Raw genomic sequence first — 25093 nt, forward strand, 5'->3', positions numbered from 1 at the left:
GCTTTTTCAACAATTGAAAAATATATAAGATGGCTGGGTAAAAAATTTTTATCGGGAGAATTGATAGATAAAAACGTTGGCAGTTGATGTAATTAATGCCAACGTTTTTATTTGTTACTATTTATAGCTAATAGCTTCTTGTTTGCATTTTCTTGAACATTCCATACATACGATACAATCGCTTTTGTGAATTTCATGATGATCTTCATATTTTTCGACGGCTTTTGCGGGGCACACGCGCATGCATACACCACAGTTATTACATTTGTGAGAATCGATAGCCATATGGTACTTGGATGTTTTTGATGACAGATTAAGAATAGTGCCATATGGGCATAAGTAGCGATGCCATAACTCCTCAGGGAAAAGAAAGGTTAATAACATTCCTATCATAAATAAAATAGGTAGAATGGGTAGCTTCTTTCCGGTAAACATAGTAAAAATAAAAACTATGACAAATACACCTAAGGCAACATAACGTACCCATGCTTTTGTTAAAAACGATGGTATTTTCATACTTTTTATATGAAGCTTCTTTTTTATCCATGTAACACCAATCATGACGGTATTGATTGAACATATCCATCCACAATAGATACGCCCCAGCACAAACGATGAGACGATACCTAAAAGAAACAGCCCCATCCATAACTGTACTTTACCACTAATAATTAGGAAAACGAAAAGAGCAAGAAAGAGTATTTGAATTACACGCTGTAATGTTTTTTTCATACTGATACCTCTTTATAGTTCGTAGGGTTAGGAGATTTGAGTACAAAAAAATCCAGAACACATTCATCAAAATTATAGACATTCATTTTAGTGTTATAGGGAATGCTGACAATTTTGCCATGTGCATATTTCTGAGGTTCCTGATCATCAAGCTTTAAAGTCATAATTCCTTTGATAATAACCATGTATACATTCGAATTTGAATAATGTTCGGGGACCCCTTCTCCTTTAGGTAAAATCATGTGATTTATGAGTATAGATTCGTCATCAACTAGTTTCTCTATCTGTTTTGTATCTTTTTTAGAAAAATCATATAGTTTTTCTATCATATCGAAAGCTCCTTTCAATTTAAAATATAAAATATATATAATCATACAACAGAGTGGGGTATAATATAGTTACCAAGGAAACTATTTAGGTGGTGAGAAAAATAAATTTTGATATTTATGTTGATGTAATTTCGAAAATGGATCTTTTTAGTGGATTTACAAATGAAGAGTTATATTCGGTATTTGGTTCATTCAGGTATAGGATAAGCCAGTATGACAAAGGACAAATCATATACCTTCAAAATGAGCACTGTAATACAATGGATATTATTTAATATGGAACGGTATCTGTTCAGAAAATAGATGAAAACGGAAGAGTGCTTACAATATCTGTTTTTTTAGGTGGGGATATCTTGGGAGCAAATCTGATATTTTCACATAGAAATTCTTATCCTATGACGGTGGTGGCTGAATCCAAAACTGTTGTACTTCATATGTATAGAGAGTTGATACTTGAACTTAGCAAAAAAAATGTTGGTTTTATGGTCGGTTTAATGACTGCCATATCTGATAGAACTCTCGTTTTGACGGACAAGATCAACGCAATTTCACTTAAGACAATAAGACAGTGTGTTATAGATTATTTAAAATACGAATGTTACCTTCAAAAAAGTAATACCATAGCACTCGGTATTTCTAAAAAAGACTTTGCAGACAGGTTGGGGGTACAGCGAACTTCACTGAGCAGGGAGCTGAATAAAATGAGAAGGGATGGTTTGATAGAGTACAATGCCCGTACCATTACATTAAAAAGCTAGCTATATTTTTTCTCAAATAAATCAATATGGCAAGACATCAGTTCCAACGTCTCAACCTATAAGCGTTGACATGTTCCCACTAACGTGAGGTATTGAAATTGGCCAAATGACATCGGTTGTCTAAACTCCGGCCACGTGGAGACGGTAGTATTGATGTCGAGGGTAGTTGTTGCTTTGTAATAAATAATGACACGGAATATTAATAGATAATGACACAATCCAAAAAACGGATTTTTAAAAGAGAAAGTAAAATAGTCTAGGAAACCGTTGCCGCTAAAGGTTTACGCGGTTTGTGTCATTAATTACAGTTTGCGTCAATAATTAAAAATTTGCGTCATTATATTTTATAATGTCACAGTAGATAAGTGAGTGTGTGAAAAAGGCTTGAAATAAGGGCTTTTTGAGTTTTGAGAGTGAAAATCATCTGTGCAAAAATCGTGAAAATTTCGCTCCGTGGGAACAAGTCCAAAGGCATGATTTTGAAACCTACGTTCCCGAACTATGTAACGATGAAAAATCCTAGAAGTGTTGAAAATCAATGGTTTTTGGCACTTTTTTCTTGACTTCAACATCGTTACATATTATAATTAGAACGAGGCGGTGAAACTTATGGGCATCATTTATAGCAAAAATCAGAAGACTGGAATCACCTACGCGTATGATAACAAGCCATATTGGGATCCAGAGAAAAAACAGTCCCGAGCTACCCGCAAATTGATTGGTAAAGTAGACCCCGTGACCGGTGAGATCGTGGAGACTCGCCCTTATCGCAAGCGGGCAGCTGAGCCTTCTGAAAAACCCAAGCAGGGCCCTATTCCTGTTTTGAACACCGAACGAAAGTTCATGGGGGCTTCCTACTTGCTGGATCAAATTGGCAAGGAGACTGGTGTGGAAGAAGACTTGAAGCTTTGCTTTCCCAACGAATACAAACAGATCCTCTCTTTGGCCTACTATCTGATCATGGAGGAGAATAATTCCCTGTCCCGGTTCAGTCATTGGCACAGACTGCATCGCCATCCCTTCGGTAAAGATATTGCCTCACAGCGCTCCAGTGAGCTGTTTCAGAGCATCACAGAAGATCAGCGGATGAACTTCTTCAAGAAACAAGGCAAGCGTCGAATCGAGAAGGAATATTGGGCATTTGATACAACCTCCATCTCCAGTTACTCAGACACCCTGGCGCAGGTTAAGATGGGCAAGAACAAGGAAGGCGACCGACTGCCTCAGTTCAACCTGGCTCTGCTGTTTGGCGAGGAATCCGGATTACCATTCTATTACCGCAAACTCCCCGGTAACATCACGGATGTGAAAACCATCAAGCGACTGATTGAGGAGTTTGATGTGATGGGGTATCAGAAAGTCAACATGGTCCTGGATCGGGGGTTCTACAGCAAAGAGAACATCAACTGGGTCTATCAGAGCCATCAGAAGTTTCTGATCGGCCTGCGCTTGAATCTGAACTACGTGAAAGAGGTCTTGGAACAAGAACGGGACAATCTGCAGCTTTGGAGCAACCTGGATCCTCAATTTGGCACGTATGGGATCTGCCGTTCCATCGAATGGGAGTATACGCAGGATCGTCCCCGTAAGGGCGACGTATTGACCGAAAAACGCCGGGCATACCTGCACCTGTTCTATAACGATGAGAAAGCCGCAAAGGACCGAGTGGACCAGAATGAACTATACACGCAGCTCTACTATGAACTGACCCATAACGAACGCAAAGACTATCACGCCAAAGATTATGCCAAATACTTTGATGTCGTCGAAACACCAAAGCGTGGAGTCAAGGTAACGGCAAAGGAAGACGTCATGAAGGCTGAAATCCGCAACTATGGCTATTTTGCGATGCTGTCCAACGATGTTCGCGATCCCTTCGAAGCGCTCTGTCTGTACCGCAGCAAAGACATTGTGGAGAAAGGATTCGGCAATTTGAAAGATCGTCTAAACTTCAGACGAATGCAGGTTTCTTCCGAACTTGCCCTTGATGGCAAGCTATTTGTAGGGTTTATCGCATTAATCTACTTGTCCTACTTGAAAAAGAAGATGCAGGAAGCGAAGCTATTCGATCGATGGACGCTCCAGGGAGTACTGGATGAAGTGGACCTCATTGAAGTGTTTCAGGCACCTGAGGTCGGAAAAGTCATTGGTGAAGTGACAAAAAAACAGAAGGAGCTATTCCTGTCGTTGGGAATAACTCCACCATCGTTATAGATTCCGGGAACGTAGGTTGAAAGCGACAGAGCGATTTAGATGGCAGGGTCTGACGAGTGGTCGATTTAGATAACATGTGTTTGCGAGTGGTCGATTTAGATGTTTTTTGAAAAATCCGAGGTTGTGTGGTTAGAAGGCTGCGACGGCAGCTCTAAACTGTATAATAGAAAGTGTTATGGGTACTCGAATGTAATTAAAATTAAATGTGGTCTGCTTGGATTTCGACCACTTTGAAGGAGGTATTGTATGTCACAAATAACTAAGAGAGCATTAGAAGAATCATTGAAAAAAATGCTGTTAAAAAAGCCGGTTAACAAAATAACAATCTCGGATATTACGGAAGACTGTGGAATCAATCGTATGACATTTTATTATCATTTTAAGGATATCTACGATTTGGTCGAGTGGTCCTGCGTGGAAGATGCCGCAAGAGCGCTCGACGGAAAGAAAACATACGACACCTGGCAACAAGGATTTCAGCAGATTTTTCAAGCAGTTTTGGATAATAAGCCGTTTGTTCAGAATGTATATCAGTTTGTCAATCGAGAACAGGTCGAAACTTACCTGTATTCGCTTACCCATAATTTGTTGATTGGGGTGATTGAAGAAAAAGCTGTTGGGATGCAGGTCCGGGACGAGGATAAAGAATTCATTGCCGATTTTTTCAAATTCGCGTTTGTCGGTCTAATGCTGGACTGGATTAGAAATGGGATGAAAAAAGACCCACAGCAAATCATCGACCGGCTAAGCATCCTGATTGAGGGAGATATTACAAGAGCCCTGAACAAATACCGGATCGATAAAACATATCAAATTCTCTAAGTTGATAAAAAACTTTACATTCTGAACACCATGATATAATTTTTATCATGGTGTTTTTATTGCCTATAGTAATTTCTGTGGTAAAGACTAAACTTACTAATATAAGAAGCTTAAACAAAAAGACAAATGGAGGTTTGGTTATGTATTATTCAAACGGAAATTATGAAGCATTTGCACATCCTGAAAAACCCGAAGGGGTTGAACGTAAATCCGCCTATATTGTTGGTTCCGGTCTGGCTGCTCTCTCGGCGGCATGCTTCCTTGTCCGTGATGGACAAATGAGCGGAAAAAGGGTTCATATTCTTGAAAAAGACCCGATCCCAGGTGGTGCGTGCGATGGCTACCAGTATGATAACTTAGGGTATGTAATGCGTGGTGGTCGTGAAATGGACAACCACTTTGAGTGTATGTGGGATCTGTTTCGTTCTATACCGTCTATAGAAACCGAGGGTGTTAGCGTGCTTGATGAATACTATTGGCTCAACAAGCATGACCCGAACTACTCTTTGATGCGAGCGACGGTCAAGCGCGGTGAAGATGCCCACACTGACGGCAAATTCGGCCTTTCTGACAAGGGTGCTATGGAGATCATGAAGCTCTTTTTTACGCCGGATGAGGAATTGTATGATAAGCGGATCAATGAGGTTTTTGACGATGATGTTCTGAATTCAAATTTCTGGCTGTACTGGCGCACTATGTTTGCTTTTGAGAATTGGCACAGCGCGCTGGAGATGAAGCTTTATATTAAGCGGTTCATCCATCATGTGGGCGGCCTGCCGGATTTCAAGGCGCTCCGCTTTACAAAGTACAATCAGTATGAGTCCATGATCCTGCCGATGATAAAATATCTGGAGTCCTTTGACGTCCAGTTCCATTACGGCACCAAGGTTATTAACGTGGAGTTCGACATTCAAAAGGAGAAAAAGGTCGCAAGGCGGATTGAGGTCATTCGGGACGGCAACGAGGAAAACATCGACCTGACCGAAAACGACCTGATCTTTATCACTAATGGCGGTTGCGTTGAAAACTCGACTCTTGGTAGTCAGAACCAAGCCGCACCCTTCAAGGCCGAAATCAAAGAAGGCGGCGGATGGGATATGTGGCGCAAAATCGCGGTGCAAGACCCGTCCTTTGGACACCCGGATAAATTCTGCTACGACCCTGAGCAAAGCAATTGGATGTCAGCGACTGTGACTACGCTGGATGACCGTATTCCCCCATATATCCAAAAAATCTGCAAGCGTGATCCCTTAAGCGGCAAGGTGGTCACCGGCGGCATCGTGACCGTCCGGGATTCCAATTGGCTGCTCAGTTGGACATTCAACCGTCAGCCGCAGTTCCGCAGCCAGCCGAAGGGTCAACTGGTTGGATGGATTTATGGGCTGTTCAGCGACAAGCCCGGAAATTATGTGAAGAAGCCCATGCGCGAGTGCACCGGCAAGGAGATCTGCATGGAATGGCTATATCACATGGGTGTGCCAGAGAGCGAGATCGAGGGGTTGGCAGAACACAGCGCTAATACCATTCCCTGTATGATGCCTTATATTACCGCCTTTTTCATGCCCCGCCGTGATGGTGATCGTCCCGCTGTTGTACCTCAGGGCAGCGTAAATTTTGCGTTCCTCGGGCAGTTTGCCGAAACGGCGCGGGACACGATTTTTACGACGGAATATTCCGTCCGAACCGGTATGGAATCGGTCTATACCCTGCTTAATATTGATCGCGGTGTGCCAGAGGTCTGGGGCAGCACCTATGATATCCGTGACTTGCTGAAAGCGACCGTACAGCTGCGCGACGGCAAAACAATTACAGATATGGACCAGGGCTTGATTGAGAAATTAGCACTTAAAGCAATCCTCAAAAAAGCCAACGGTACCGATATTGAAAAACTACTGAAGGAATATCATGTAGTCTGACTTTATTAGTATTTCAGTGGACGATAAAAGTCGCTATTCATGGTTAACTGCAGCTCTTCATGTTTCTTAGTCATGAGCGGGTTCTTATGAGTCTTAACGCACCCAGAGTAGTATGCTGACAATTTGGCGGTTTAATAAACAGAATAAACCCTGACAGCTTAACGGCTGACAGGGTTTTGTTTTTTGGTTATTCCTCCACATCCACCGTCATGCCGGACTTGAATTCCACGGTGAATTTGTCCTCGTAAACGGTAACTTTTTCAATCAGCCTACGGACAAGCGGTTCATCGTATTCGGCGATGGCGGTGAGCTGTTCCTGTAGGAATACGCTCATGTCAGCTATGCGATTTTTCAGTTCATCCCGGCCGATGTTTTCGAGTTGCACTTTCTGTTTTTCCTCACGTAGGCGGAAAATCTCGTCGGCGACGTCCTCGTAATCGACTTTGGAGTTGGCTAGCTTCAAAAGCTCTGTCTGAAGCTCCTGAAGCCGCGCGTCGATACCTGCAAGAGTCTGGTCGTTCTCTTGGGCTATAACCGTTTCGATATTCTCCCGCAAGGTGGCAAGGAAGCTGTCCTTGTCGCAAAGCGTCTGATTGATGGCGGTAACCAGCACCTGCTCGATTTGGCTTTCCGGTACCGTTCGGGCCTCGCAGAAAGGACCAGTGTTTTCTAGGCGGCTGACACACCGCCAAACAACTGATTTCTTGCCTCGGTTGTTCCAGTGAACCCTGCGGAACACCTCGCCGCAGCCACCACAGACAATCATGTTAGAGAATCTAAGTTTTGCAAACAATTATACTAGTAACGATCTGCAAACTCCTGAAACCATTGTAATGTCTGAGAAAATCAGTCCTTTCCATCTTGTTATCCCCTCCTATTTTTAGTATAATTATACTAAAAATAGGAGGGGATAACAATGGCTCGTCCCACGGATTCTAACAGCCCTTACCGGGTATCGATTCATCACAATAATGGATACCACTATGCCAGTACACAGCCGGCCAGAGTGAACCCAAAGACCGGAAAACGGGAATACCGTCACGTTTATTGGGGGACGGTAACAGATGATCTTAAGTTTATTCCGGGAAAGAATTATCTTCTGGAGTCTATTGAGGAACGAGGTAAACTCATCTTCCCGGAAGGATGGGATCTAAGTGAAATTGACAAACTGTCAGGACGACGGAAGGCGGGAAGGCCGGTTATTGAAAGTCAGGATGAGAACCGGCTCTATGGCGACATATGGCTGTTGGAGAAGATTGCGGAACAGACCGGCCTGAGATTCGACCTAATGAGCACATTTGATGGGGACAAGGAAAAAGTTGATACCCTCATGACATTGGCCCTCTATCTTCTTTGTGGACGAGAGACCTATAACCAGCTGGCTTCCTGGCAGCGCATAGCCAAGACCCCCTGGGCAAAGCCACTCTCTTCTCCGTATATTACCAGGTTTACCCAGTCCATTACAGAGCAGGATCGCATGGCGTTCTTGCGTCTGCGGGCACGCCGACTCCACGACAATGAGCTGTGTGCCGTCGATTCCACAAGCTGTTCCAGCTACGGACACTCGCTGGCGGATATCCATTACGGGCGGAACAAAGAACAACTGCCCCTTCCACAGACCCTGGAAGTAGTAGTCTACACCCTGGATGGCCACATGCCAGTCTATTATCGAAGCTTTGCCGGAAACACCCCTGACTCCCGAAGCCTGGCCGTGATCCTGAAGGATTTGAAACAGGCTGGCATGAAACGAATTATCCTGATCACTGACCGGGGGTATGAATCGATCCGCAATCTGGAACTATACATCGACCAGCAGCAACGCATGATCATGGGAACCAAAACCGGCCAGAAACACGTTCGTCAGTTGATCGATGAATTCGGAAACTTCGGCCACCACCCGGAGGGTATGCAAGTGGATCCGGAGGAACGGATCTACTATCTGCAGAAAGATATGGATTACCAGATCGAAGGGCAGCGTGACAACCTTAAGAAAGCAGATAATCTGAAACTGAACCTGTACTTTGATCCCATCCGCCGAGGCAATGAACTGACGGATCTGGACATTGCTCTGGCAGCTCAAAAAGAAGCCTTGGAAGCGTCCCTTGTTAACCAAATCCCCTTGGATGATGATGAAACGCTGAAACAGGTCTACCGGTTTTATCGGTTGAAGTATAATGCGAAAACTCGAATCCTGGAGGACTTCAGCCTGGATGAGACCAAGGTCATCCGGTGTCGGCGAGAAGCAGGTTTCTTTGCCAACACGACCCATGGTTTGGACATGGATGCGTTGAGTGCTAACCGGCATTACAGGCTGCGGGATGAACAGGAGAAGTATTTTGCCCTGATGAAAGGGGTCCTGGGAGCCGACCGCCAGCGTACATCAACGGAAACTGGAAAAATTGGTCGTTCCTTTATTCTCTTTGTTGCCCAGATCATGGGCTGTTACCTAAGCCATGTCCGCAAAACAAAGCTGGGCGAACAGTTTCATTCGGTAGCGGATGTGTTAAACGAGATGAGGCCGATTCGCTATATCGAGCACCCCAACACGAAGGCGTACATTACCCCATTTGTGGGGAAACAGGTGGACATATGCGAGGCTCTTGGCTTTGAGATCCCTGAGGGATGCGCCCCGGACTACGTGGTGAAAAAGACGAACAAGGGTAAGCGCGGACGTCCACGTAAAAATCAATTGGTCGTTAAGGAATAGTTTCTAGTATAAAACTCTGTAAAACTCAGAGTAAAAACGGTAAACCGTAAGAGCCACGGTCCTCATGTCTGCCGTTATACATTGACGCATAAACTGCTGTTAAAAAAAGTTCCTCATCAGCTCATTACGGATACGCTTGGTCATGTTTCCAAAGAATCCGACAAGCCTTATCTGTCAATGGAAGAATATATGCTGCGGGAGTGCCCGCTTAGCTTTGCCATGATTGGGCAGAAGTACTGGGAAGAAGGTGAATACCGTGGCTGATCCCGTATTTCGCAGTAAACTCTGTCACGACCTGGAATCTTTTATTATACAGAAACGAGCAGCTGGCTATCCTTACCTTACATCTGCGAAGATTTTGGGGTATCTCGATGATATGATCGCCGTGAACTACCCTGAAAGTGATGTTCTGTCAAAGGAAATCTGTAACGCATGGATTGAAGAATGCTCAAAGCTCCATCAGAACACTTTATTTAGGAGGGTGACACCTGTAAGGCAGTTTGGAAAATATCTCGCTGGGACAGGAAAACCAGCATGCATTATTCCGGGCGGTGTTCCGCATAAACAGATCCGTTACGATGCACATATTTTTACGGAAGTAGAGCTAAAAGCATTCTTTGCCTCCATAGATCAATACGGGAAATCATCGTATGCCCCGTATCGGTGCTATGTGTTATTGCTCCCCTAATTAAACCTTGCGCATATTAAGAGGCATATTTTGTGGTTTTTGAATGGAAGAACCCCCTGATTTTATTAGGACGCAATTGCACAGTTTTTAAATGAGATCGAACATTATGTTCAAGCTCATCATCGCTCCTGGGACTTGGTTTTTTACTTATGCCACGTTTGAGATCGCTGTTGAGCAATTCATCAGGATTGTACTCTGGGGCATACGGTGGCAGGTAGAATAGCTCAATTTCTTCCTTATGCTTTTCTACCCACGCCATGACTTTTTTAGCGTGATGAACCCGCAGATTATCGAGCACCAGGAATACTTTCTTGTTGCTGTCATGCACTAACCGCCGCATAAAATCAATCAGTTTGTCGGCATTCATGTTGTCTTTATAGAGGACAAAGCGCAATTTTCCTCGATTGGAAATTGCTGAAAGCATGTTGATCTTGATATGCTTTGCTTCGGTTCGAACCACCGGCGTTTGTCCGATTGGCGCATACCCACGCAAGCAAGTTGACTGGTTTTGCAATCCGGTTTCATCTCCAAAGAAAATCTCTGCATTCTCAGCCTCTGCTCGTTCAGTAATGCCAGGAAACTCAGTTTCGACCCAGTGCTGCACCTTCTCTGTGTCTTGCTTGTAGGCGCGTTTCATCGGCCGCTGGACTGAGAATCCCCACCGCGCCAAGTAGACCCCTAAAGTAGATACGGGCAGGCTGATTTTATACTTTTCATAAATGAGCTCTGCAATGGTTTTTCTGCTCCACATGCAGTCTTTGAACTTCAATTGATCCGGTGACTTATCAACCAGGATTTGCTGTATTTCCTTTTCCTGGGCAGGAGTAAGGGTTCGTTTCGCACCCTCTCGGCGACCACGCTTTTGGGGCTTGATCCCTGCGATCCCGCCTTCCTTGTATTGTTTCTTAGTGTTCTGGACGTGCCGCAAGCTTACATCTAAGATTTCTGCTATTTCTCATTCGTTTTACCTTTTTCTGATAGTCGGATGAAGGCATCAGCATCCTGGAGAACACAGCAAAGATCGGTCTGCCGGTCCCGGAGAAACTAAAGAATATACTTGCGCAGCTTAATGAGGAGGACTAACCAATGAATTTAAAGAAACTGATCTTCACTCAAAATGCCTGCTACAAGGCCGGAAAGACCATCACCCCACTGGGGATCATGATCCACTCGACGGGAGCTAATAATCCAACCCTGAAGCGTTACGTGGGGCCAGACGACGGACTCTTGGGCCGGAACTTCTATGGCAACCACTGGAACCAGGACAAGCCCGATGGCCGAAAGGTCTGCGTCCATGCCTTCATCGGAAAGCTCGCTGACGGGACCATCGCCACCTACCAGACACTGCCCTGGAACCACCGCGGCTGGCATGCGGCCGGCTTTGCCAATGATACGCATATCGGCATTGAGATCTGCGAAGATAATTTAAAGAGCAAAGACTACTTTACAAAGGTCTATCAGGAAGCGGTAGAGCTTTGCGTGAGTCTTTGCAAAGAGTTCAACCTCACCGAGAAATCCATCATTTGCCACAGTGAAGTTCATAAGCTTGGTATCGCCAGTAACCACAGCGATGTGCTGCACTGGTTCCCCAAGCACGGAAAGTCCATGGATGACTTCCGGAGGGATGTGAAAGCCAAACTCGCGGAATGCGCAGAGCCCAGAAAATTCTTCCGGGTCATTTTAGGATCCTACCTGGAACGTGCCAATGCTGAAGCGGTACTGGAGAAGGCCAGAAAAGCCGGATTCAAAGATGTGTTCTTAAAATGAATAACTTAAAAGCCTGCAAAGATTCCTTCGTGGAATTTTTGCAGGCTTTTTTTCGTTCAATCGGCTCCCAAGTGTCCTAGGACTATTAGAGGGTGATGAATTCCCTCGGAAGGGAGTCGAGATGATGAAAGAAGATGAAGTGAAGGATGAAGTCAATCATCAGGATCACAGGTATGTGATGGCAGAAAGACTTTGCAGGAATCTCCTGGAAAACGGACTGATCAATCAAGGTGAATTTGACCGGATCATGGCCAAAAACAGAGTAAGTTTCTCACCGCTTCTTGCGGTAATAGTGTCCTAAATGGGTTGATATATAAGCCTTTCAGAGTGATGAATGGTACGGGAGGTTGAGACAATGAAAGGAATAACAAAGATTGAGCCATCTGTCAGGATGGCAAAAACCAAACTCAAAGTAGCTGCCTATGCTCGCGTATCAACACAATGTGAGGATCAGCTGGTCAGTCTGGAGGCTCAGAAAAACTATTATGAGACTCGGATTAAGGCTAATCCCGACTGGGAGTACGCAGGTCTCTATTATGATGAGGGGATCTCAGGGGTCAATATGGCTAACCGAAGCGGCCTGAATTCAATGCTGGCTGACTGCGAAGAGGGGAAGATCGATCTGATTCTGATTAAGTCCATCAGCCGCTTTGCCAGGAATACGGCAGAGTGCCTGGAGGCCATTCGCAAGCTGATCCGGCTCAATGTGTTCATCTACTTTGAGAAAGAAAACATCAATACCGGTGACATGGAGGGAGAGCTTCTTTTAACCATTTTCAGCAGCCTCGCTGAAAGTGAGTCCAAGGCGATTTCTGAGAACGAAACCTGGTCGATTCAAAAGCGTTTCCAAAACGGCACCTATGTGATTCCATCACCACCCTACGGTTATAAGACCGAAGCGGGGCTTTTGGTTATCAAGGAAGATGAAGCAGAGGTCGTAAGATTCATTTTCTCTGAGTGTTTGGCGGGGAAAGGGATGTATTTGATTACCAAGGAACTTAATAAAAAGGGGATACCAACTAAGCGCCATGGAAGATGGCACGAGTCTGCGGTAAGTTGCATTCTTCAGAATGAGAAGTACAAAGGGGATGCTCTTTTTCAAAAGACATTTACTGACTCATACTTCAATCGGCACCCCAATAACGGAGAGAAAGCCCAGTACTACATCACTGATCACCATGAACCGATCATAAGCGCTGAAGAATTTGATGCTGTCCAATCCCTGATTGAACGGCGATCAAAGGAACGAAACATCCAAAAGCGAAACCCAAAGTACAGTAATCGCTACCCCTTAACCGGAAAAATAATTTGTGGGGAATGCGGGGCGACCTGGAAGCGACAGACTAACACCCGCCAGAAGGGGAATTTCATTTCCTATAACTGCACCACGCACTTAAAGCATAATGACCGGTGCAGTCAGCGCTATATCCAAGAAAAAAGTTTCGAGGCTGCATTTCTAAACATGCTCAATAAACTGGTGTTTTCAAAGAAGGTATTATTACAACCACTCCTAAAAAGCCTCACGAGTATTCAGCAAAAAAGTGAACTGGGCCGGATCAATCGGCTGGAGGCAGCTTTAGAAGAGAATCTAAATAAGAGGCAGCAATTGATGAACCTGTACACCAAAAAATATTTAGAGCCATCAGTCTTCATGGTCCAGAATGAAAGTTTACTGGCTGAGGGAAAGTTTTTAGAAGGCCAAAAAGCAGAACTGACTGCATCAGCCCAACATGAATTTGCACATGTCGATGAGCTTAAAAAGTTGATCAGGCACATCAGCAGCACAGATACTTTTGACCGATTTGATGAAAAAGCCTTTCAAGACTTGGTGGATCACATCACAGTTTACCAAAGGTTTGAGATAGGATTTTCACTAAAATGCGGATTAACACTAAAAGAAAGGTTGTGAGTAAAATGCCGGTTCCTTTAGGTTACAAAATTGAAAAAGGAAAAGCAGTTATTGATGAAGTCCAGGCTGAACAGATCAGAGCAATTTATGCAGGGTATATTTCCGGACTCTCCTCCATTGAAGCGGCGAAGGCCGCGGGGGTGACGATGCGTCACACTGGAGTAAGGCTAATGCTCATGAATAAACGCTATCTGGGGGATGATTACTATCCTGCAATCATTGATCAGGAGACATTTGATCGAGCAGAGGCGGAGCGAATTAGCCGACAGACGAAAAGCGGCAGACTCTTCAGTGATACTCAGACGAAGGAGACCACCCTCGACACTAAATTCTACATGCCAAAACTTGAGAAAAAGTTCGAGGATCCCTTTAAACAAGCAGAATACATTTATAGTCAAATCGAGGTGGAGAAATGATTTCATTGGCAAATAATGTGACGGTGATTCCGGCAAAAAAAATCATCGGAAGTCAAAAAACTACCGATAACGTCCAGAAGAAGAGGGTAGCAGCCTATTGCCGGGTATCCACCGACAGCGAGGAACAGGAAACCAGCTACGATATGCAGATCGAGCACTATTCAAATTTAATCCAGAATAATCCCGAGTGGCAGCTGGCTGGGATTTACGCAGATGATGGGATTTCAGGCATGAACGCGAAAAAGCGTGATGAATTCAAAAAGATGATTCAGGATTGCCTGGAAGGGAAAATCGATCTGGTCATTACAAAGTCCATCAGCCGGTTTGCCAGAAATACCGTGGATTGCCTGAATTACACCAGAGCTTTAAAGAGCAAGAACATTGGCGTGTTCTTTGAGAAGGAGAACATCCACACCCTTGATGCCAAAGGTGAGGTCTTGATGACCATCATGGCATCTTTGGCCCAGCAGGAGAGTGAGTCCCTATCGGCAAACGTTAAACTTGGATTGCAGTTTCGCTACCAGCAAGGAAAGGTGCAAGTCAACCACAATTGGTTTTTAGGCTACACCAAGGACGAAGATGGACGCCTCATCATCGATCAGGAGCAAGCCGAGGTCGTAAAACGAATCTACCGCGAGTACCTAAGTGGCGATGGCTTTTTAAAGATAAAAAGATCACTTGAAGCGGATGGAATTCTGAACGGTGCTGGGCACAAAAAATGGCATGAAACTAATATCAAGCAGATACTAACCAACGAGAAATACATCGGCGACGCATTGCTTCAAAAAACATATACAGTGGATATTCTAGAAAAGAAGCGCGAAGCCAATAAGGGACAGGTGCCGAAGTACTATGTTGAAAATAGCCACGAAGGCATTATTCCAAAAGACATCTTCCTAAAAGTCCAGGAGGAAATTACACGACGCGCGAACCTTACCAAAGGCAGCACAGAGCGTAGACGAGTTTACTCCGGTCGGTATGCATTATCGGGGATGGTTTTCTGCGTACATTGTGGGGATATATTCCGCAGAATCAAATGGAATAATCGAGGGTGTAAATCTACGGTTTGGCGCTGCACCAGCAGAGTTGATAAAGACGGTCCTGACTGCCCGGCAAGAACAGTTCGTGAAGAACTCCTTCACGAAGTGGTGGTAAAGGCGATAAATGAAGCCTTTCGGGAAAAAGAAAACATCCTGCCTCTTTTACGAGAAAACATCGAAAGCAGTCTGACAGAGGATGTAACGTATCAAATGGCGGCGCTTGATTAGCAGATAAAGGTGATCCAGCACGAGCTTTTAGCAACAACTGATATGAAGAACACGGGTGATGACCTTGGCATGGAGGTCAGAAGATTGCGTAATGAAAAGCAAGCCCTCCGAGCTGAGGAAGCATCTAATCAGGACCTGAAGTTACGAGTAGATGAAATGATGACTTTCCTCGACTGTCTGTCAAGCGAGCTTAACGAATACGATGAGCAGTATACCAGGACACTCATCGACAAAATCACGGTCTATGATGATTACTTCGTTGTAGAATTTAAGTCCGGAATCGAAATCCAAATAGACGAGTAGTCAGTTATACAATTTTACCCGCCGCTCTTATGAGTTGCGGGTTTTTCTATATGTAAACATTCAATTGTTATTTGAAACCAAATGGTTTATAATTATCTCATTGAAGTATAGAGGCGCTCAACAGTCTTTCAAGTTCACGGAATGTATGATTTTACAGGCTCAATCATAAATCCTGTGGGATGGTGGATTCCTTACGTACGTTTTACGACTCATATCGAATAACTTGAGGAAGAAGTATTCATCATCTGGATAGCCGTACCCTTGTCGACGTAATGTCTTAATCTTGTTGTTGATCCCCTCGATTTGACCATTCGAAATACGGTAGGTCGCATAAGCTATAATCCCTTCAAAATGTCTGTCCATCAGGCGCCCAAACCACTGCAGGTGCTCATTCTCCGAGGCATAGCATACTTCCATGACCTCCGTGATCAGACTAGCCATTTCCGGCTCACTGGCGGCCTTGTACGCCTCCGAGAGCATCTCTTTGACGAGGTCAACTGTGAACAGAAGCTGGTTCTCCTGGATGAGCTGGTCGTACTTCTCCTCACTGCCAGGACGACGCGTGATCTCTGCCCTTTGGAAGAGCGTACCGCCCTTGGACAAGGGTTTGCCCTCCGCGGCCTCCCGGTCTTTGCGCTGCAGCGTCTCCCGAGAAGACATCAGGATATAGCGGGTCCTCTTGAGGGACTCAGCAGCTTTGTACTCACCCATCGCCTGAAGACGCCTCTGTTCGTCTTTGCGCACTTCAGCGACCACTTTGTCATTGAAATTCTTGATGATGTGGAAATGGTCGAAGACCGGCTGGATGTGGGGGCACTTTTCCTCAAAGGCTTCTTGGAAGTCTGAGTTCATGTCCGAGGCGACTGCTTCAACACCGTCCATCCACTCGAGACCGACGTGCTCAATGAAGTCATAGACGACCTGCTTGCGCTTGCCATGGGCGATCCAGAGGATATGGCCAGTCTCTATGTCGATGATATGAGTGGCGTACTGGTGGCCCCGGTGAAGCTTGAACTCGTCGATGCTGAGGCACTTTGCCTGCCGCTGGGGCTTGATGAGCTTGCCATCAAGGGTGTACATTTCCTCCAGGCGTTTCAAGTCGATCGCTTTGACCGTGTTCTTGCCTAGACCAGTAATCTCAGCGACCTGTTTGAGATTGTAGGTTCCGATGGCGAGAAGGTCCCTGGTGTACTGCAGGAGGGCTTGTGTGATCCGATGGCCTTGTGCCTGGAAAGACACCTGTTGGACCTTGGTGATCCCGCAGGTTGGGCACAGTAACTGATTCTTGCCGAACTCCAGGGACGTATAAGTGTGCCCGAAGTTCAGGTGCCAGAGACTGCATGGGGACGTATTGTTAATGTGCATGAAGCCCCCGCAGTTGGGGCAGGCGCGATCGGTGTCATCTAGCTTGAGGACTCCATGCAACTGAACAACACTCTTACCGGAAACGGCGGTATGCTGCGAACTATGCGTAGTAGTAAACCCAACAAGAGATGAAGGGATGTGCAGAAAATTTTGTGAATCATTGATTGTGTTAGCCTGTCCATTCTGTGTATAATTCATTCAGAGCCTCCGCTGTGCTTGGATTTGTACATCCGTCCAGATGCATTTCCATCATAGCGCGGGGCTCGTTCTATTATCAAATGTTATGCCGGTTTGGGGAATGGATCTAGTCGGTCAATCCCACAGAATTTGTGATTGACCCATTTTACAAGGAGGCCAATAATGAATAAAAAAGATAACAATCTTAAAGATGGAAATATGGACCACAGTAAGATGGATCACAGTAAGATGGATCACAGCAATATGGATCACAGCAATATGGATCACAGCAATATGGATCACAGCAATATGGATCACGGCAAGATGGACCACAGTAAGATGGATCACAGCAATATGGATCACAGCAATATGGATCACAGCAATATGGATCACAGCAATATGGATCACGGCAAGATGGACCACAGTAAGATGGATCACAGCAATATGGATCACGGCAAGATGAATCACAGCAATATGGATCAAGGCAAGATGGACCATAGTGCGATGGATCACAGTGAAATGGATCATGGCGCAATGGGAGGGCATGCCCACCACCATCACGGTAGCTTTAAGGAGATTTTCTTGAAGTCACTCCCATTAGGAATTGCAATCTTGCTCATTACTCCTTTGATGGATATTCAGTTGCCTTTCCAAATCATCTTTCCTTATGCAGACGTTGTAGCAGCTGTATTGGCAACAATTCTATACATTTATGGCGGAAAACCATTCTACATGGGTGCGAAAGATGAGTTTAATTCAAAAGCTCCAGGCATGATGTCCTTGATTACTTTGGGAATAACGGTTTCTTATGCCTATAGTGTTTACGCAGTGGCCGCTCGATATGTGACCGGAGAACATGTCATGGACTTCTTCTTTGAGTTTGCAACGTTACTTTTAATCATGTTATTAGGACACTGGATTGAAATGAAGGCATTGGGTGAAGCAGGGGATGCGCAAAAAGCTCTAGCAGAATTATTGCCAAAAGACGCTCATGTTGTTTTAGAAGATGATTCGATTGAAACTCGTCCTGTGTCTGAACTTCAGGTTGGAGATGTTATCCGTGTTCAAGCAGGAGAAAATGTTCCAGCTGATGGTATCATTATTCGCGGAGAATCCTGTGTAAACGAGGCCCTCTTAACAGGTGAATCTAAGCCAATCGAAAAGAATGTTAAAGATCAAGTCATTGGTGGATCAACAAATGGTAGTGGTGTCCTATATGTAGAAGTAACAGAAACAGGGGATAAGTCCTTTATCTCACAAGTACAAACATTAATTAGCCAAGCACAAAGCCAACCATCTCGAGCAGAGAATGTGGCTCACAAAGTAGCTAGCTGGTTGTTCTACATTGCCGTTGTAGTAGCTTTAATCGCTCTAGTAGCCTGGATGATCATTGCAGATTTACCTACAGCCGTTATCTTTACTGTGACTACGTTAGTTATTGCCTGCCCACATGCTTTGGGTCTTGCTATTCCCTTGGTAGTATCACGTAGTACTAGTTTGGGTGCAAGCCGAGGATTACTGGTTAAAAATAGAGAAGCTTTGGAATTAACTACTAAAGCGGATGTTATGGTATTGGATAAAACAGGTACTTTAACAACTGGTGAATTTAAAGTGTTGGACGTCACTGTTTTGAGTGATAAATATTCTGAAGAAGAAATTACAGGCTTGTTGGCGGGTATAGAGGCGGGCTCCAGTCACCCGATTGCCCAATCGATTGTGAACCACGCTGAAGCAAAAGGCATTAAGTCAGTTTCCTTTGACTCCATTGAAATCGTTTCGGGAGCAGGAATAGAAGGGGAGGCGAACGGCCACCACTATCAATTAATCAGCCAAAAGGCATACGGAAAAGCATTGCGTATGGATATTCCGAAAGGCGCTACTTTAAGTATCCTTGTAGAAAATAATGAAGCAATCGGCGCTGTCGCATTGGGAGATGAACTGAAAGAAACCAGCAGAAACTTGATCGAGGTGCTGAAAAAATACGGAATTGAACCACTCATGGCTACTGGTGATAACGAGGAAGCTGCACAAGGAGTTGCAGAAGTTCTAGGTATTCAATACCAAGCCAATCAATCTCCGGAAGATAAGTACAAGCTGGTCGAGTCCATGAAAAACCAAAACAAGACGGTAATCATGGTGGGAGACGGGGTCAATGACGCACCTTCCCTTGCCTTGGCAGACGTAGGTATTGCAATCGGAGCTGGAACGCAAGTAGCTTTGGATTCTGCGGATATTATCCTTACTCAGTCTGATCCAGGGGATATTGAATCCTTTATCGAGTTAGCAAACAAGACGACACGTAAAATGAAACAAAACTTGGTATGGGGAGCAGGCTACAATTTTATCGCGATTCCAATTGCTGCTGGCCTCCTTGCTCCTATCGGCATTACCTTGGGTCCGGCCTTCGGCGCCGTCCTCATGTCCTTATCGACCGTTATTGTTGCGATCAATGCAATGCTTTTGAGATTAGACCCGAAATAAAACGAAGCAGGAACAAAAAAACACTGGCTGGTGTGCTGTACAAGGATATACGTACACCCACGGATTTCCGAGAAAAAACAGGACTCCATCATTTTAATCTGGACCTGATTTCAAGGACAATATCGGATAGTAATTCTTAACACAATTTTACCCGCAGCTCTTTTTATTGAGTTGCGGGTTTTCAATTTGTAAACATTCAATTGTTATTTGAAACCAAATGGTTTACAATATTTCTATTGAGGCATGGAGGGACTATTATGAAAACCTCGGACATGATACGACAGCTATGTGAACAGAAGAATATCAGTGTCTCCGAATTGGCTAGACGCTTAGGTCAGTCGCCACAGAATTTTGGAAAGAAGCTGAAACGTGAAACCATAACCTTAGAAGAGCTTAAGGCCATAGCAGATGTGATGGATGTTAAGTTTGAACAGTCTTTCATTCTATCTGATGGCAAGGAAATAAAGACTGGAAGCGAGTAAAGGAGGCGGCCTACTATGATGATCAGCCCGGAAGGATACTATGAAGAGCATCTTAAAGGTAAAACGAAAGAGCAGATTATGACCGCTATACGTGGTCTTAAACAAGAAATAGGTCATCTTAAGAATACGATGGAAAGCCCGGACTATGGCAAAGAGCTTATTATGCATCCGAGCGAAGATACGCGCCTCCACTGGACTCGTGAATACTTGGAGCGAGCCAAGCAAGCTTATGCTGAAGCCGGTGGCACTTATACCTTATCTAAATTAGAAGAAAAAGTTGCTGACTTTGATGCAAATATAGATGCCATCTCAAAGATTACTTTCAGCATTGGCGGTTTCTTTGGCGGCTACCGTAGTTATGTTGTAGAACTATCAGATGGATTGAAGGCCTATACAAAATTATGGGAAGACGAAGAACCACTCGCTCTGATGGATGTTGATAAAGAAGAACCCTTCACAAGAGACACTTTCATGGCTGCTCTTATGGATCTTCATATTGGTGAATGGCGCAGACGGTATTCAACTCAGCGCTTCGGATATACGGTGTGTGATGGTACACAGTGGGAGCTGGAATTTGAATATAGCAATGGACATAAACCGGTAAGAATCGATGGTGACAACTCCTACCCGTATAACTTCAATAAGTTCCAGATGTTATTTGGCATTGACGAAACTGAGGAGGACGAGGATGAGTAAAATTGATTGTGTGAAGGAGGTTCAAAATTGGATACAAACAAATTGAAAGCTTTATCATATGATGAGCTGCGCGCTTTGTATAGGAACTTCCTACATAGCCAAGACATTTCAAAATTAACAATCGATACTGCTTATAGTGACACCTTCTACCTTTGGAGAAAAGGCAGCAAAGAACTTTTCTGGAATACAGTGATAGATACTGGTTTTGAAAATGCGGCAAAGAGTGAACTAATAAAAGTTCTTTCTGAGAACTCGACCGGAAACGTTAAATCGCTTGCGAGTAGTTACTTGTCTCATCTAAGAAGGTTTCGCTTATTCTTAGCTTCTGATGGAACTGCAGATCTGACTGCGCCTAAGAAGGAAAAGACAGCAAGACCTACGCATATAAGAAAGAAGAAAGTGAGCGTTATCGTCCCCAATCCATCAAACGATCAAGTTGATCTTTATCTTGAAAAATGGGATGGCCTTGAGAACTACCGACTCCAGGAGGATGCACTTAATAAACTGTTCTTTGAGCTATGCCCGAAGAATATTGACATAACTGATATTCTTTTGAAAGCTTCAACGCTTAACAACTTTTATAGCACGAACATTTTTTCAATCTATCCAGTGGCTAAACATATCTGCGCTATAGATATTGATGAGAGACTTAAAGCCGGTGATGTTACCCTGGTTGGCGATATCCAGTATGTAACAATCGGTGAGACATTGAAGAATTTTTACTCCTTTTCCACAAAATATTGTAGCCATCACAATCCGATCGACTATCCAATTTATGATAGCTACGTGGATGAGGTGCTTCGCTATTTTAGAAAGCGTGATGGCTTTTCAGATTTTCAAGATGTTGATTTGAAGGACTACGCAAAATTCAAAAACATTCTGATTGAATTCCGTGCCTTCTATGGCTTGGAAAAACATAAACTTAAGCAAATCGACCAGTATGTTTGGCAGCTTGGGAAAGACTACTTCCCGAAGAATTATGGAAAGAAAAAGGAAAAAACAATTGGAGGCTTACTATATGAGTATCAATAATGAATGTTGTTGTGGAAGCAAAACAGAAAAGCCAGATCAAATTAAAGACAATTGTCCTGTGTGTAATAAAGAAGGGATTTCCGTTAGTAAAGTCACTATTGAACATCTAGTGACAGATGATTATCGTAATGCCGTTGACGGAGATCAATATAAGATTTGTCTGAATGAGGACTGCGACGTTGTTTACTATAATACGGATAATAAAATTAAATTCTTAAAAGACCAAGTTAGGGTTCCTATCTGGTTTAAGAAGGATGCAGATCCTAAGTATGCTTGTTATTGCAACAAAGTCACAGAAGATCAGGTAATTGAAGCAGTTGTAAAGCACGGTGCGAAAACCGTTAAAGAAGTAAATGTCATAACTGGAGCAATGAGAAATTCTAATTGTAAAGAAAAAAATCCTTTGGGGGTATGCTGCCATAAGATTATTCAGGAAGCCATTGATAAGGGATTAACCATGAAATGATATGAGTTGATATGTTCTCACGAACAGACAAAACCATTGATATGTTTCCTCATACCCCGAAAACGCTAAAAAGCCGTTGACCTGTTCCCACTAACGTAAGATACGAGAATTGGTAACTGACATCATAAACCTGGACTCGGGCCACGTTGAGACCGTCGTCTTGATCACAAGAGAGAAAAAATAAAAAGGCCTGAAGAGGCCTGATATAAATGGTTTCCAGAAATTCGGATTTTCACTCGGGGGCTGGAAGCCATTATTCATCATGCTCATAGCCTCGGGGAAGTTATGCCGCTTTGAGACGAATTAGGATAGGGTTTGAGACTACAGATATGCTTTTGAGGAGTGTTGAGGCGATGGACGAGATGACAGTGAACAGAGTGTGCAGAATAAGCCAGAGTGCGAACCGATTGACCGGATAATGTGTAATAATGTTTATTAAATTTTTGAATATTGCTGCAAGTTTGCATAGATTAATAGCATCAATTATTGTTAACTTCTCACGTTTTACCTACTCAAAGTCCTAATCAGCACCTGGTTTTGCATTTCTTATCAATCGATACTCCCAAGAAATGCCATGATTTCAGCATAAGTTTTGCCGCTTTTCTCAACAGCTTTGATCAGTTCGTTTCTTTGAATTGACCTCTGCTTTTCCTGGAGGTCTTCGAGTTCCTTCGCGGCATTATCATACTTGGCCTTAGCCTTTTCAAAATTCTCCTTTGCCTGGGCTATCTTCTCGTCAATAGAGATTGTCTTCCTCGTACGCGCCATCTTCCTCATCCCTTTCTGGCATCGCGGCCACTTTTAACAGCTCACTTAATCTCGTTGCGCTGGTTTTGATATAGTTTTCATCGATACCGAAGGCTTTCAGTATCGTCTTTTGTGTTGCGGTTATGGCGTGATCAAGCCGGTATACGTTATCCATCTGCCGCACCATTTCGATTTTTTCCAGCTCTTTCAGCGCAGCTGGAACGGTCATGTAATTCGGCTTCTTTGCCATTTCTTTCATCATTGCTTTTAGTTGCGTATAAATCTTGCACCGCACAATCAACGCCACAAATTCAATGAATATCTTCGCGGCGGCAGACTCATTACCCGCGACTCGCAGGCTTTTATTGCCCAGATAGGATTTGTCTCCACGGAATAGCTTCTCTGATGCATCTCGGCTCTTATACAACGAGAGCGCTTCTGCTGCCGTCATTTTTTTGGACGTGACGATCACAAAGTATCCGCAAAGATCAATTTCCCTCTTGATCACTTCGCTCTTTTCTTTTGCATAAAGAAACTTTTTTGTGCCATCATTCTTTTCATGGGTAAAGATGTCAAAATACTCATGATAGGCATCTCCGAATGTCAGCGACTTTCCCTCCTGTTTTTTCAGGAATTCCGCCATTTTTTGAATTTTATCTTCCAGGCATCCACGTTCTGCACTTTCTTTTTTCACTTTATGATAGAGGTGGAAATATCGATCTGTTTCATCATCCGCATAGAGCTTCTCCTGAATCGTTTTCCCGTAGGCCTGATATTCAGGAATCACGCAAGACCTCTTTTTCTCAAAGCTGCCTTTATGTTTCAAGATGATCTTTTCGACAAATGAAGCCATTCCCTTGACCAGGATCACGAAATCATACTGGCACGCATCCATGTACTGAATATTTTTCTTGCTGAAATATCCTCGATCAAGAATAAAACCAATCTTACGATAGCCATATCCTTTTGCCTTCTCCAACATAAATTGCAACTGGGACACGTCGACAATACTGCCGGGATAGGTTTCATAAAATAGCGGCTCTTTATTATCCACATCATAGGCAACCGAATAATTGAATATGGGGACGCCCTGGTCATCCTTGGGATGCCCGAATTCAGCCATCTCGATGTCGCCGGCCTGACAGTTTTTGTTGGTTGAATCGTAGGAAATATAAATCTGCTCCCGGTGATTCCGGGATGCATTCCATTGATTGAGGAATCCGACTTTGTCATCGCTTGTTATCGATGAGAGAAACCGAGATACCGTGGAGTCACTGTAGATCGTCATGTCCTCTGTTAGGAGCGGATGATTGTAGGCGTAATCCGGATAGTATTGCCCGGCATTATTTTCACAGATAATAGAATAAGCAGCCAGATCAAGAAACAGTCCGACACCTCGGTTGTCCCAGTAATCGGAAAGAATTTCAGGTAGTTTGTATTCTTCCATGATCTTGCGAATGACAAGAAATGCCCCGACACGAAGGCAACTGCTGCGATCGGAATGATTCCGTTCATCGGGCAGGGCGACCTCTGGGAAAAACTTGATAAAATTTTGGTTTGGCTGCATCATCGCTGGATCCACCCTGGACTGTTTTCCAATCGTAGTTCGCTGGGGAACGTTATACTTCTTTTCGGCGTTGTAATGACGGGCATAGGTGTATTCAATATAAGTGGTTTCACCGCGCCGGTTCACCGTAATTTTGCCTGTATTTTCCGGAATCTTTACGAGAAAATCGTAGTACATTTTTACTCCTTTTTAAGAATGATATCCTACTCAATTAAGTATAGCAAAAACCCCGCATTTCCGCAACCGAAAAC

The 25093-nt window shown here is 44.0% G+C and carries 23 protein-coding genes and 3 pseudogenes; 19 read left to right on the forward strand and 7 right to left on the reverse strand.

Translation table 11 applies throughout. The features are described from left to right. Positions 1-117 precede the first annotated feature (117 nt). Both NQU17_00920 and NQU17_00925 read right to left on the reverse strand, forming a co-directional pair. The gene (locus tag NQU17_00920) at positions 118-732 is read right to left on the reverse strand and encodes a 4Fe-4S binding protein (GenBank protein ID UUM12150.1); all 615 of its coding nucleotides are present in this window, start codon (positions 730-732) and stop codon (positions 118-120) included. Next, a complete protein-coding gene (locus NQU17_00925; protein UUM12151.1) occupies positions 729-1061 on the reverse strand; it encodes a cupin domain-containing protein in 333 nt (110 codons plus the stop codon). The genes NQU17_00920 and NQU17_00925 overlap by 4 nt, the downstream gene beginning before the upstream one ends. 290 nt (positions 1062-1351) lie before the next feature. On the opposite strand from NQU17_00925, the pseudogene NQU17_00930 reads away from it, so the two are divergent. The 5 genes and pseudogenes from NQU17_00930 to NQU17_00950 all read left to right on the forward strand — a co-directional run bounded on the left by NQU17_00930 (position 1352) and on the right by NQU17_00950 (position 6771). Then, positions 1352-1519: pseudogene (locus NQU17_00930) on the forward strand (cyclic nucleotide-binding domain-containing protein). Positions 1520-1555: 36 nt separating this feature from the next. After that, complete coding sequence (locus tag NQU17_00935; GenBank protein UUM13439.1) at positions 1556-1819, forward strand: helix-turn-helix domain-containing protein; 264 nt, start codon at positions 1556-1558, stop codon at positions 1817-1819. A 609-nt stretch (positions 1820-2428) separates the two neighbouring features. After that, positions 2429-4033: an IS1634 family transposase gene (locus tag NQU17_00940; protein ID UUM12152.1), complete on the forward strand. Its 1605-nt coding sequence runs from the start codon at positions 2429-2431 to the stop codon at positions 4031-4033. Positions 4034-4279: 246 nt separating this feature from the next. Next, complete coding sequence (locus NQU17_00945) at positions 4280-4855, forward strand: TetR/AcrR family transcriptional regulator (GenBank protein ID UUM12153.1); 576 nt, start codon at positions 4280-4282, stop codon at positions 4853-4855. Positions 4856-4995: 140 nt separating this feature from the next. Continuing rightward, positions 4996-6771 (forward strand): oleate hydratase, encoded by a 1776-nt coding sequence (locus NQU17_00950; GenBank protein ID UUM12154.1) that lies wholly within the window; start codon positions 4996-4998, stop codon positions 6769-6771. A 187-nt stretch (positions 6772-6958) separates the two neighbouring features. On the opposite strand, the gene NQU17_00955 is transcribed toward NQU17_00950, so the two are convergent. Continuing rightward, positions 6959-7564 (reverse strand): recombinase zinc beta ribbon domain-containing protein, encoded by a 606-nt coding sequence (locus NQU17_00955; protein UUM12155.1) that lies wholly within the window; start codon positions 7562-7564, stop codon positions 6959-6961. A 123-nt stretch (positions 7565-7687) separates the two neighbouring features. Here NQU17_00955 and NQU17_00960 point away from each other — a divergent pair, with 123 nt between their 5' ends. The 3 genes from NQU17_00960 (at position 7688) to NQU17_00970 (ending at position 10166) form a co-directional block, all read left to right on the forward strand. After that, positions 7688-9478 carry a transposase gene (locus tag NQU17_00960; GenBank protein UUM12156.1) on the forward strand — a complete coding sequence of 597 codons (1791 nt, stop codon included), beginning with the start codon at positions 7688-7690 and terminating at the stop codon, positions 9476-9478. A gap of 81 nt (positions 9479-9559) precedes the next feature. Next, positions 9560-9742: a hypothetical protein gene (locus tag NQU17_00965; GenBank protein UUM12157.1), complete on the forward strand. Its 183-nt coding sequence runs from the start codon at positions 9560-9562 to the stop codon at positions 9740-9742. A 112-nt stretch (positions 9743-9854) separates the two neighbouring features. After that, positions 9855-10166: a hypothetical protein gene (locus NQU17_00970; protein UUM12158.1), complete on the forward strand. Its 312-nt coding sequence runs from the start codon at positions 9855-9857 to the stop codon at positions 10164-10166. Positions 10167-10182: 16 nt separating this feature from the next. Here NQU17_00970 and NQU17_00975 read toward each other — a convergent pair whose 3' ends face one another. Further along, on the reverse strand, positions 10183-11109 hold the full coding sequence (locus NQU17_00975; protein UUM13440.1) for an IS630 family transposase: 927 nt from the start codon (positions 11107-11109) through the stop codon (positions 10183-10185). Between the two features lie 26 nt (positions 11110-11135). Here NQU17_00975 and NQU17_00980 point away from each other — a divergent pair. The 6 genes and pseudogenes from NQU17_00980 to NQU17_01005 all read left to right on the forward strand — a co-directional run bounded on the left by NQU17_00980 (position 11136) and on the right by NQU17_01005 (position 15829). Beyond that, positions 11136-11249 (forward strand): annotated as a pseudogene (locus tag NQU17_00980) (phage holin family protein). Positions 11250-11252: 3 nt separating this feature from the next. Continuing rightward, the gene (locus NQU17_00985) at positions 11253-11933 is read left to right on the forward strand and encodes a peptidoglycan recognition protein family protein (protein UUM12159.1); all 681 of its coding nucleotides are present in this window, start codon (positions 11253-11255) and stop codon (positions 11931-11933) included. Positions 11934-12054: 121 nt separating this feature from the next. Next, on the forward strand, positions 12055-12234 hold the full coding sequence (locus tag NQU17_00990) for a hypothetical protein (protein UUM12160.1): 180 nt from the start codon (positions 12055-12057) through the stop codon (positions 12232-12234). Between the two features lie 54 nt (positions 12235-12288). Beyond that, entirely contained in the window at positions 12289-13842 is a 1554-nt protein-coding gene (locus NQU17_00995; protein ID UUM12161.1) for a recombinase family protein, read from the forward strand. After that, positions 13812-14258: a recombinase family protein gene (locus tag NQU17_01000; GenBank protein ID UUM12162.1), complete on the forward strand. Its 447-nt coding sequence runs from the start codon at positions 13812-13814 to the stop codon at positions 14256-14258. Before NQU17_00995 ends, NQU17_01000 begins: the two co-directional genes overlap by 31 nt. After that, positions 14255-15829: pseudogene (locus tag NQU17_01005) on the forward strand (recombinase family protein). The gene NQU17_01000 and the pseudogene NQU17_01005 overlap by 4 nt, the downstream one beginning before the upstream one ends. Positions 15830-15988: 159 nt before the next feature. Here the strand turns inward: NQU17_01005 and NQU17_01010 are convergent. Next, a complete protein-coding gene (locus NQU17_01010) occupies positions 15989-17392 on the reverse strand; it encodes an ISL3 family transposase (GenBank protein ID UUM12163.1) in 1404 nt (467 codons plus the stop codon). A 318-nt stretch (positions 17393-17710) separates the two neighbouring features. Between NQU17_01010 and NQU17_01015 the strand changes: the two genes are divergently transcribed. The 5 genes from NQU17_01015 (at position 17711) to NQU17_01035 (ending at position 22528) form a co-directional block, all read left to right on the forward strand. Beyond that, the gene (locus NQU17_01015) at positions 17711-19852 is read left to right on the forward strand and encodes a copper-translocating P-type ATPase (GenBank protein UUM13441.1); all 2142 of its coding nucleotides are present in this window, start codon (positions 17711-17713) and stop codon (positions 19850-19852) included. A 257-nt stretch (positions 19853-20109) separates the two neighbouring features. Further along, positions 20110-20334, forward strand: coding sequence for a helix-turn-helix transcriptional regulator (locus NQU17_01020; protein UUM12164.1), 225 nt, complete (start codon positions 20110-20112; stop codon positions 20332-20334). Positions 20335-20349: 15 nt separating this feature from the next. Then, entirely contained in the window at positions 20350-21030 is a 681-nt protein-coding gene (locus tag NQU17_01025; GenBank protein UUM12165.1) for a hypothetical protein, read from the forward strand. Positions 21031-21057: 27 nt separating this feature from the next. Further along, complete coding sequence (locus tag NQU17_01030) at positions 21058-22062, forward strand: hypothetical protein (protein UUM12166.1); 1005 nt, start codon at positions 21058-21060, stop codon at positions 22060-22062. Further along, positions 22049-22528, forward strand: coding sequence for a (2Fe-2S)-binding protein (locus tag NQU17_01035; GenBank protein ID UUM12167.1), 480 nt, complete (start codon positions 22049-22051; stop codon positions 22526-22528). The genes NQU17_01030 and NQU17_01035 overlap by 14 nt, the downstream gene beginning before the upstream one ends. A gap of 549 nt (positions 22529-23077) precedes the next feature. Here the strand turns inward: NQU17_01035 and NQU17_01040 are convergent. Continuing rightward, on the reverse strand, positions 23078-23305 hold the full coding sequence (locus tag NQU17_01040) for an ErpK protein (protein ID UUM12168.1): 228 nt from the start codon (positions 23303-23305) through the stop codon (positions 23078-23080). Further along, positions 23265-25019: a transposase gene (locus tag NQU17_01045; GenBank protein UUM12169.1), complete on the reverse strand. Its 1755-nt coding sequence runs from the start codon at positions 25017-25019 to the stop codon at positions 23265-23267. Before NQU17_01045 ends, NQU17_01040 begins: the two co-directional genes overlap by 41 nt. Between the last annotated feature and the right edge of the window lie 74 nt (positions 25020-25093).

Source organism: Clostridiaceae bacterium HFYG-1003 (assembly GCA_024579835.1).
Taxonomy (GTDB): domain Bacteria; phylum Bacillota; class Clostridia; order Clostridiales; family Clostridiaceae; genus JG1575.